This is a genomic window from Nostoc sp. NZL (assembly GCF_015714705.1).
Lineage (GTDB): Bacteria > Cyanobacteriota > Cyanobacteriia > Cyanobacteriales > Nostocaceae > Nostoc > Nostoc foliaceum_A.
Window position 1 is genome coordinate 1 of record NZ_WBKL01000063.1, and the last position, 9,306, is coordinate 9,306.

The 9,306-nt window shown below is 43.3% G+C and carries 9 protein-coding genes; 4 read left to right on the forward strand and 5 right to left on the reverse strand.

What is annotated here, in order from left to right:
* Positions 1–1,044 (reverse strand): AAA-like domain-containing protein (locus F8R90_RS09000; protein ID WP_196510469.1); only part of this gene is annotated, 1,044 nt, incomplete at its 3' end.
* A gap of 258 nt (positions 1,045–1,302) precedes the next feature.
* Between F8R90_RS09000 and rpsO the strand changes: the two genes are divergently transcribed.
* The 3 genes from rpsO to aroF all read left to right on the forward strand — a co-directional run bounded on the left by rpsO (position 1,303) and on the right by aroF (position 3,396).
* Entirely contained in the window at positions 1,303–1,572 is a 270-nt protein-coding gene (rpsO, locus tag F8R90_RS09005; RefSeq protein WP_041565894.1) for a 30S ribosomal protein S15, read from the forward strand.
* An 11-nt stretch (positions 1,573–1,583) separates the two neighbouring features.
* Positions 1,584–2,054, forward strand: a complete 471-nt coding sequence (locus F8R90_RS09010) for a PAM68 family protein (protein WP_196510470.1) — start codon at positions 1,584–1,586, stop codon at positions 2,052–2,054.
* A 283-nt stretch (positions 2,055–2,337) separates the two neighbouring features.
* The gene (aroF, locus tag F8R90_RS09015; RefSeq protein WP_196510471.1) at positions 2,338–3,396 is read left to right on the forward strand and encodes a 3-deoxy-7-phosphoheptulonate synthase; all 1,059 of its coding nucleotides are present in this window, start codon (positions 2,338–2,340) and stop codon (positions 3,394–3,396) included.
* 325 nt (positions 3,397–3,721) lie between these two features.
* Here aroF and F8R90_RS09020 read toward each other — a convergent pair whose 3' ends face one another.
* Together F8R90_RS09020 and F8R90_RS09025 are read right to left on the reverse strand one after the other, a co-directional pair.
* Complete coding sequence (locus F8R90_RS09020; RefSeq protein WP_196510472.1) at positions 3,722–3,973, reverse strand: hypothetical protein; 252 nt, start codon at positions 3,971–3,973, stop codon at positions 3,722–3,724.
* A gap of 330 nt (positions 3,974–4,303) precedes the next feature.
* Entirely contained in the window at positions 4,304–5,566 is a 1,263-nt protein-coding gene (locus F8R90_RS09025; RefSeq protein WP_196510473.1) for an HhoA/HhoB/HtrA family serine endopeptidase, read from the reverse strand.
* Between the two features lie 208 nt (positions 5,567–5,774).
* On the opposite strand from F8R90_RS09025, the gene F8R90_RS09030 reads away from it, so the two are divergent.
* A complete protein-coding gene (locus F8R90_RS09030; protein WP_196510474.1) occupies positions 5,775–6,671 on the forward strand; it encodes an ATP adenylyltransferase family protein in 897 nt (298 codons plus the stop codon).
* A gap of 91 nt (positions 6,672–6,762) precedes the next feature.
* Here F8R90_RS09030 and F8R90_RS09035 read toward each other — a convergent pair whose 3' ends face one another.
* Both F8R90_RS09035 and F8R90_RS09040 read right to left on the reverse strand, forming a co-directional pair.
* Positions 6,763–7,812: a D-alanine--D-alanine ligase family protein gene (locus F8R90_RS09035; RefSeq protein WP_196510475.1), complete on the reverse strand. Its 1,050-nt coding sequence runs from the start codon at positions 7,810–7,812 to the stop codon at positions 6,763–6,765.
* 39 nt (positions 7,813–7,851) lie between these two features.
* A complete protein-coding gene (locus F8R90_RS09040) occupies positions 7,852–9,249 on the reverse strand; it encodes an ATP-grasp domain-containing protein (protein ID WP_196510476.1) in 1,398 nt (465 codons plus the stop codon).
* Positions 9,250–9,306: the final 57 nt, after the last annotated feature.

Sequence of the window (9,306 nt, forward strand, 5' to 3'; positions counted from 1 at the left end):
GGGCTCGGAGATGTGTATAAGAGACAGCCCTGCCCCCTGCTCCCCTGCTTCTTCCGCTTGCAACACTCGTTGGTAAAGCCCTAGTAATCTTCCGGCTCGGTGTTCGTTAAAAAGTAGGCGATCGCGAATTGTGCGGAGGTGTTCAGGATCGTCTTTGGCTTCCCAGTGTTGAATAATCTGCGATCGCACAAATTTTTCTACCCAAGATGTTTCAGTTTCTAGCGATAAATCAATTTTTCTATTAGATGTTTTTAAAGCTGTGTGGACAATTAACTGACAGAGCTTTTGGGTAAGAAATGGTTGTCCCCCTGTCCAATAAATAATCTCTTGAAGTACTGCTTTCGGTTGAGTTATAACTTCCTCTAATCCCTTTAGCAATGGCGTGGCTTCATGGAGTTGAAAGCCGTGTAAATCTATCGCTGTACCAATGTTAAAAGGGGTGCGACGTTTGTCAGAAATTAGGTCAGATGGACTAGCTACCCCAAACAGCGCAAATCCTAAGCGTTGAAAATTCGGGTCATGTGCCTGCTGATTATAGCAATGACGAATCCAGGCAAAAAAGTCACTGACAGGAAAGCTTAAACTTAACAGACTGTCAATCTCATCAATGAAGATGAAAATACGTTCGGCTTTGGCGTTTGGCAGAGATTCGCTTTGAATATTTGGCAGCAACACTTCTTCTACGAACTGGTGTAGTTTTTGCACTGAGGAAAGACCTGTTTGCATCTCCCACCATTGCTTAAATTTGACTTTTCCCACCAGATTTAAGCCGTAGAACAAGCTGATAATAACACCTTTGTACCATTGTTCCGGTGTAGTATCCTCGCTACCCAATGTGGTCACATCCAAGTAAACACAGCTATAGCCTTCTTGTCTAAGACGATAACTTGTGCGCTGTAGTAGGGATGACTTGCCCATCTGGCGAGAATTGAAGACGTAACAAAAATCACCAGCCTTCAGGCTTGTATAAAGTTTTTCGTCTGCCTGACGGATAACATATGTGGGATCGTCACTGCGGAGACTACCCCCTACCTGGTATCTCATATTGAAGTGTGATTATCAAACAAAGACATTAACACAATGATTAGCAATTTGTAGATAGTTTGATAAGAATGTTGTATATCCGAATACGATTCAGTACCGCGTCTACTATCTAGAGGATACTGGAGTCTGGCTTTTGACTTACTGAGTCTCTTAAAATGCAAGGCGTAGCAGCAAAGATGATTCCACATCCAGCTTGATGGCTGTGATATTATGGGAGACTGCTACATACATTTAGAAAAACTAGAAATTGAATCGATCATGGCTCTGACGCAACTGCGGAAACAAGAAATAATTTCCAACTACCAAGTACACGAAACCGACACTGGTTCGGCCGATGTCCAAGTTGCCATGCTAACTGAGCGCATTAACCGCCTCAGTGAACATCTCCAGGCAAACAAAAAAGACCATTCTTCCCGGCGGGGACTATTGAAGCTAATTGGTCAGCGCAAGCGTCTTCTAGCTTATATATCGCAGGAAAGCCGGGAAAAATATCAAGCTTTGATTGCTCGCCTTGGTATTCGTGGATAGGATTACCGCTTATGTCTGCTGAAGAATCTGAACGCAGTCGCTTGCCCTTTGAACCGAAAAAAAAGCGCCAAAAACCCGCAAAAACTCAAAGTAAACCAGCAGCACAGCCACAAGAATCTAGCAAACAGGCTGATAGAAAACGGCCTTACAGCAAGGAAGAGATGGCTATTCCCCAAGTAGTCAGCCAGCGGATGATCCGACGGGTAGCTGGATTCTGTGGTGTACCAACAGCTTTGGGCATTAGCGCCTTGGTTGTTAGCTATCTGCTTGCTACCTACTCCAACATCCAACTACCTCCCATCGCCGTGTTATTGGTGAATATGGGATTATTTGGTTTGGGGGTCTTAGGGATAACTTATGGCGTTCTTTCTGCCTCTTGGGATGAAGAAAGAGTCGGAAGTTTGTTAGGTTTGGGTGAATTCAACACCAATTGGGGACGAATGGTGGCAGTTTGGCGCGAAACTCGACAAAAAAACTCATAATGAACGGCGCTCAGGTATTTAGATAACTGCGGTATCGGGTAAATAAAGAAGTGAATGTTGAAGTTGAAATTTTATAACTTCAACATTGCTAATTAAAAATATATAAACTTTTTTATACCTTATATCCAGTTATTTAGTAGTAAAACTACTGACTGAGCGCTATATTTTGTCTGTTTATTTTGTAAATAAATTTTATTTTTAACTACTCGTAATTAGGGCAATAGGCAACAATAAAGTTAGCCTATTTACAGAAAATTTTTCTCAATTAATCAGGAACTTTCACATGATCATAGTAATGAAAAGTGGTTCCCCAGAAGCGGAAATAAACCGCATTGATGAGGAACTAAGTAGCTGGGGGCTAACTCCAGAAAAAATTGTTGGTCAACACAAAGTAGTCATTGGTCTAGTAGGTGAAACTGCCAGCTTAGATCCACTACAAATTCAGGAACTTAGTCCGTGGATTGAGCAGGTGTTGCGGGTAGAGCAGCCTTACAAACGAGCCAGCCGCCAGTACCGCCACGGCGAAGCTTCGGAAGTGGTAGTTAATATTCCCAATGGAGCAGTAATATTTGGTGAACATCACCCTTTAGTAGTCGTTGCCGGGCCTTGCTCCGTAGAAAATGAAGAAATGATTGTGGAGACGGCGCGGCGCGTCAAGACAGCTGGAGCCAAGTTCTTGCGCGGCGGGGCATACAAACCCCGGACTTCACCTTACGCTTTTCAAGGACACGGTGAGAGTGCTTTGGATTTATTAGCGAAGGCGCGGGAAGTCAGCGGACTAGGTATTATTACAGAAGTGATGGATGCCGCTGACCTAGATAAAATTGCTGAAATTGCTGATGTCATCCAGGTGGGGGCAAGGAATATGCAGAATTTCTCCTTGCTCAAAAAAGTGGGAGCGCAGCCAAAACCAGTTCTACTGAAGCGGGGAATGGCGGCAACTATTGAAGATTGGTTGATGGCAGCCGAGTATATTTTGGCATCTGGCAATCCCAATGTAATCTTGTGTGAAAGGGGAATACGCACCTTTGACCGTCAGTATACGCGAAATACGCTGGATTTATCGGTAGTGCCAGTGTTACGAAAGCTGACTCACCTGCCTATTATGATTGACCCTAGCCACGGCGTAGGTTGGTCTGAATTTGTGCCTTCAATGGCAATGGCTGCGATCGCAGCTGGCACAGATTCCCTGATGATAGAGGTTCACCCCAACCCTGCCAAAGCCTTATCTGATGGGCCGCAATCTCTGACACCAGACCGTTTCGATAACTTGATGCAAGAATTAGCAGTAATTGGTAAGGCGGTGGGACGCTGGCAGCAACCAGCCGTAGCTCTAGCTTAAAATTCAGTTGCAACTTCTTGCTAGGCATAAATAAATTCAAGTTTGTAGTAAGTTAGCGCGGTCTTGGGGGTTTCCCCCATGAGCGACTAACGAACCCGAAGGGTCAGGGCTAAAGTCCTGATAAATCTGAATAAGCGATAAATTGCTCACTACAAACTAGGATTTTTTCATATGTTTAATTATGTCTACCTATTTATTGTAAACATGAAATAATGCCCCTTTAGAATATTTCTAAAGGGGATTTTTAAACTCCAACTAAAGCTATGAAAAAAGAACTCTGCAATCAATATTGATGGGTAATAATTTTTTGCAGTTATAGGTCTTTTTATCTATATACATAGCGAGCGGGTATCCACTGGCGACCACGATTTGTTTGCACCCAACGTCCAGGAACCAATATTCTCCTTCTCGCTTGAACAGGGGTATAAACCCTAACTGGCGATGGTTTTTTGATTATTCTAACTTGAACAGGTCGCCTAACTGGCCTTCTGATCTGAGCATCAGCTTGGGAAGGAATCAAGGTAACAGCAATTGGTAAAATCAGTGCTGCTGTAGCAAGCATTCTTTTAATACTCATTCGCAAACTTTCCTTCTATAATGTAGACATCAAAGAGATTAATTTTTAGCAAAATATTAATCTCTTTGACAAATAAATAATAGGATTGAAAATAACTATAAACTAGTGAAAAAGGTAATTAGTTAAACCGTGACTAATGTCATAGATAAAAATATAAAAATGACTCTATTCTTGAAGAAAAGTATTTTTACAGGGAGATACTGTTAATAGCGAAAACTTCGATTCTGATGTTTGTGGCTGTGCCTACCTTATATTTGCCACCTGAAAAAAAGGGACGGGTAAAATACCTATCCCAAAAAATTAACTTTTATGCAATTGATAGGAAAATTTTTATTGCACTTGTGTGGGAAAAGCACCAGGTTGCACAGCTATGTTAAGATTCTGACCATTGCGACGTAATTCCATACGTAAATCGCCCCCAACTTGGCTATTTTCTACTGCCTTTTGGACGCTGCTGGCATCTGTGACTGATTGCCCGCCAAGCTTTTGGATAACATCACCAGCACGTATCCCTGCTTTAGCAGCTGGTGAATTTGGCACAACTTTCACAACCAATACACCTTTATCTTCATTCACATTCAAACCGCTATTAGGATCTGAGTTGATATTTTGTTTTAGCTGAGGTGTTAACCCCACCATCTGAATTCCCAGGTAAGGATGTTCTACTTTGCCTGTAGCTATAAGTTGGCTGGAAATGCGTTGTGCTGTGTTAATGGGAATAGCAAAGCCTAATCCTTGTGCCCCTTGGATAATGGCTGTATTCATAGCAATTACCTCACCACGAGAATTTAGCAGGGGCCCACCGGAGTTACCAGGATTAATTGCTGCGTCGGTTTGAATATACTCTACTCGCCGATCGGGAGCACCGATTTGATTGCTACTGCGTCCAGTAGCACTGATAATGCCAGTAGTTACTGTATTATCTAGTCCAAGGGGGTTGCCGATCGCGATCGCCCATTCTCCCGGTTGCAGTTGATCTGAGTTACCCAAGGCTACTGAAGGTAGATTCTGTGCCTGAACCTTGATAACAGCGACATCGGTTAATTCATCTTTTCCTAACACTTTACCTTGCAAGGTGCGCCCATCCTTGAGTGTCACTGTCACCGTATCAGCACCATCTACCACATGGGCGTTAGTGAGAATCCGACCATCGGCACTGATGATAAAACCTGAACCAGTACCCCGTTCTACCCTTTCTCCTGATTGTGGCAGTTGGGAACCAAAAAAGCGGCGAAAAAACGGATCGTTAAATTCATCTGGTATCCGGGTTCTTACCGTTCGGGAAGAGTTAATCCGCACTACTGCTGGCCCGACCTTTTGCACCACCTGTGTCACAAAGTTAGGATCTGTGGCGGCTGGTAATGGGGGAGCAGCATTTACTCGACTAACTGCCAAATTAGATGCACTCTCAGACACCTGCCGAGAATTTCCAGCTATATAGCCGCCTGCCAATGTCATACCTGATCCCAGAAGCACCAGCGATAGAGAGGCGGCAGCCTTTTTCCAGGGTGCTCGATTATGGTATTTGGCATCAGCGGTATTATGTAAAATGCTATTTGATGGGTGTTCTCTGTCGCGAGATTCGTTTTGCATTTGCTGTCTGGAAAAATATTTAGATGTATTACTAATGTAGATATGATTTATGACAGTTTTGTTGCAGACGTATTGCGTTGTTGTGAAAGGTTTGATATTTTACTTATCGCATCCTACATTAACTGAACTGTATTGGAATATAGTCATTCGTAGGGGTGCACAAATGTGCGCCCAAATTGCGTGTTCTATCGATGTCTGAAGGAATAAAATGGCACAGGGTAAAATCTTACTTAAGCCTGGCACTTTATGGACAAGTGTCAAAGAACAGACTGAACATGCTTTACAATGTGGGGCACTGTTGTCAATCCCGACAGATTTTGAATTTGTTGAACAGGATAACGTGCGCTTTTTAGTGCGGATTTTGTCTAACTTAAATCGCAAAAAAGCAGCCAAGGAGAAACAGGAAAAACAATCTGCTACATCTGGTCAAGAGTTTAATCCTTTCTTGCCTTATGAAAAGGATTTATTTGTGGCAGATATTTCCGATACCCATGTATGTATTTTAAATAAATTCAATGTTGTTGATTATCACCTGTTAATCATCACCCGTGCTTTCGAGGAACAGGAAAGCTTACTTACCCTGGAAGATTTTACGGCTATGTGGGCATGTCTGGCTGATTTGGATGGTTTAGTATTTTACAACAGTGGCAAAACCGCAGGTGCTAGTCAGCGACACAAGCACTTGCAATTAGTTCCCTTACCACTTGCACTTTCAGGCCCGCAGGTTCCTATTGAACCTTTACTAACAACAGCAAAATTTCAGGACTCAAACATAACTTTACCAGGACTTCCTTTTATACATGCTTTCGCCCCCCTAGATCCTCATTGGGTGCAATCGCCATTGGTAGGGGCCCAAGCAACACTGGAAATTTACCGCACTTTGCGTCATGCTGTGGGTTTAGATGCAAGGCAATCTGGTGCTTACAATCTGCTAGCGACACGAGAATGGATGTTGATCGTACCGCGATCGCAGGAGCATTTTCAGTCTATCTCTGTGAATTCATTAGGATTCGCTGGTGCTTTGCTAGTGCGAAACGCAGCAGAAATGGAGATTCTCAAAGCCCAAGGGCCGATGACCATCCTCAAGAATGTTGCTGTATCCTAATTAAGTTTGTGCGATATCTGTCTTTAAAACTCCTATTAAGCGATCGCTCACCTACCCGCTACAAGCAGAAAAACCTATGCCGATAAATTCACTAGCAATTCTGCAACACCTTTTTATTACTGCCCAACGTTTCATTGATAGCCGTCATTAATAACTCATTTAGAGGAATTCCCGCTGCTTTGGCCATAGAGGAAATCACGCTTTTGGGTGCAAAAGAACAATACAATCCGGCTTCTAAGAACCAAGGTTCTCCCTTTGGGTCGATGCGGAAGTCAAATAAACTGTAGTGGCGACAACCCAAAGCTTGATGACACTTCTTAGCCACTTGCTGAACCTTTTGGGTAATCGGATCGTTAGGGTCTACAATCCAAGATTTGATATTATCTTTTGCGGCGAAATGCAAGTTGCCATCATCTGTTTGTTTGAGTTTATCAGCATAGCTGCGGATGGGTTTTTCGTGAGGATCTACCAGATACTCTTCAAGGGGTAAACCCACTAGCTCCCCGTCTTTGACAATAACGCCGCATCTGACTTCTCGACCGAGTTCGATGAATTCTTCTACGATGACCTCCGAACCATATTCAAATGCTTTTTTCAGAGCAGCGTCATAATCAGTAGTCTCTTTGACTAAGGTCACCCCTAAAGAGTTGTCGGAACTTACGGGTTTGATGATTGCTGGAGGTGTAATTGTCGGAATGTCTCCTTGGCGAAGTAGTTCTCCACGAGGCACTTTCACCCCTGCTGCTTCGACAATTGCTTTGGCTCTAGCTTTGTGCGCCGTTATTGCCATGACATCCGGAGTATTGCCTATATAAGGGATTTTAAGCAAATCGAATAGGGCGCGGTAGTGAGTCATTCCAGGAATACAAAACATTTGTGGTAACACGAGGTCAATGTTTTGTGCTGTTAGAAACTGTATGCCATCAGACAGAGAAATCGGTTTGGTGTCAGCAATATCTTCAGGGCTGAGTGAGGGAGGAAATCGCCAGTGGCTATCGGGTGTGATGTATGCAATCTGAAAATCATAGCGCGATCGATCTGCTGTTGCTGCCAGACAGTCTTGGGCGTAAAGGCGTGACAAATCACAGTAAAAATCATTGTATGCAGACCCAACTAAATGAAGGATACGAAGTACTGACATGATTCCTCTTCCTAACTTAATTACGAATTACAAATTCTTTTAATCGCCACCTAATTCAACTAGTTTGCCAATGTTGAAGTCTATTTTTACCCAGCCCTTGAGTTGTTGCAGATTCTTCAGCAAAAGTAAGGGAATCTGCCAGTGATGCAAAGTAAAAAATGGCACGGGGTCATCAAGGCAGTAGATCGCATCAGTGCCTCGCACTAGGGTATTAAGCGATGTTTGCAATTGTTTCCAGGAACGGATACCAGTTAGTCGCCAGATTTCGTGATATATCCAGTAGGTGGGCTTGCTACTTGCTAGGGGTTCTAGAGGTGCATCTAGGGGAGTTTTACCAAAATAGGCGTTTGCAACACCAGGGTGATTGTAGAACATTGTGATTGCTGAATGCGTGCGGGGATTGCATTCAATAGCGTAAGCTGTACCGTCTTCAGCTTGGATAAAATCGAAAGACACTTGTCCAGTCAATCCCAAACTCTTGACGAAGTGTTGCACCCATTCACGGATTTGGGGATTTTCGACATTTTCATAGTTAATCTGAAAGGCAGAAGAGTTTGAACAGCAATGCAATCTTAATTCTCCGTTCCGCACTGTACTATGAGTGCATAATTCTTTGCCAGGAATAAACTCTTGCATAATCCAAGGTTTTTCTGGACTGATGGGTAAACTGTTGACAAAAGCTGCTGTCTCTTCTGGAGTGTTGCAAGGAAGTTTGGTTAAATCTAAGCGGCGAACGGAGTCGTAAGATATACTTTTAAGAATATATTTGCGGGTTTCTTGACTAAAATCAAAGTTAATAACTTGTTGAGGATCTGTGATTTTAAATGACTTGGGGACAGATAAACCAAGCGATCGCGCCTGATCAGTGAAGGCAAATTTATCATCCAACATCTTGGTTATATCTGCATCAAAATGGAAAACTTCGCAGTATTCCGATAATGCAGGCTTTGCTAAAGAGTCATAATAGCTAGCGACAGGACTGCATACAGGTACGTAAACATCAACCTTTTCTTTCTTGACGATTTCTACTAGCGCTTGGATATAGGCTTCTGGATCTTCTTGCGGAGCAGGAACTGTGTAAAAACGACTCACCGCCTTTGAGAATCTATGTCCGGACAACCAGTATTTGTGACCTTCAATCAAAATAACTCTATGTCCTGCTGCATGGAAAGAGCGGGCAAGTTGCAATGCTTTAGTCATCTTGGCTCCACTTACCAAGATAGTCTGAGGATGAGCAGCTACGACAGCTTTTTTCGTAAACGGCGATCGCACAATGCCCCACAGCAAAGATACCAACACTATAAAAGCATTGAGCGGCAAGGCTATTAGTAATAATGTCAGAGTACCGAGAGTCTTGAATAGAGCCACTACCTTTACCCTGACACCTGTTGAGGGCGTTGTAGATTGAGGCAGAGATAAAGAGATTGATTGTGCCATAAGTCTTTGAAAGTAGAAGGAGCAGGGGAGGTAGGGGGCAGGGGGCAGAGGGCAGGG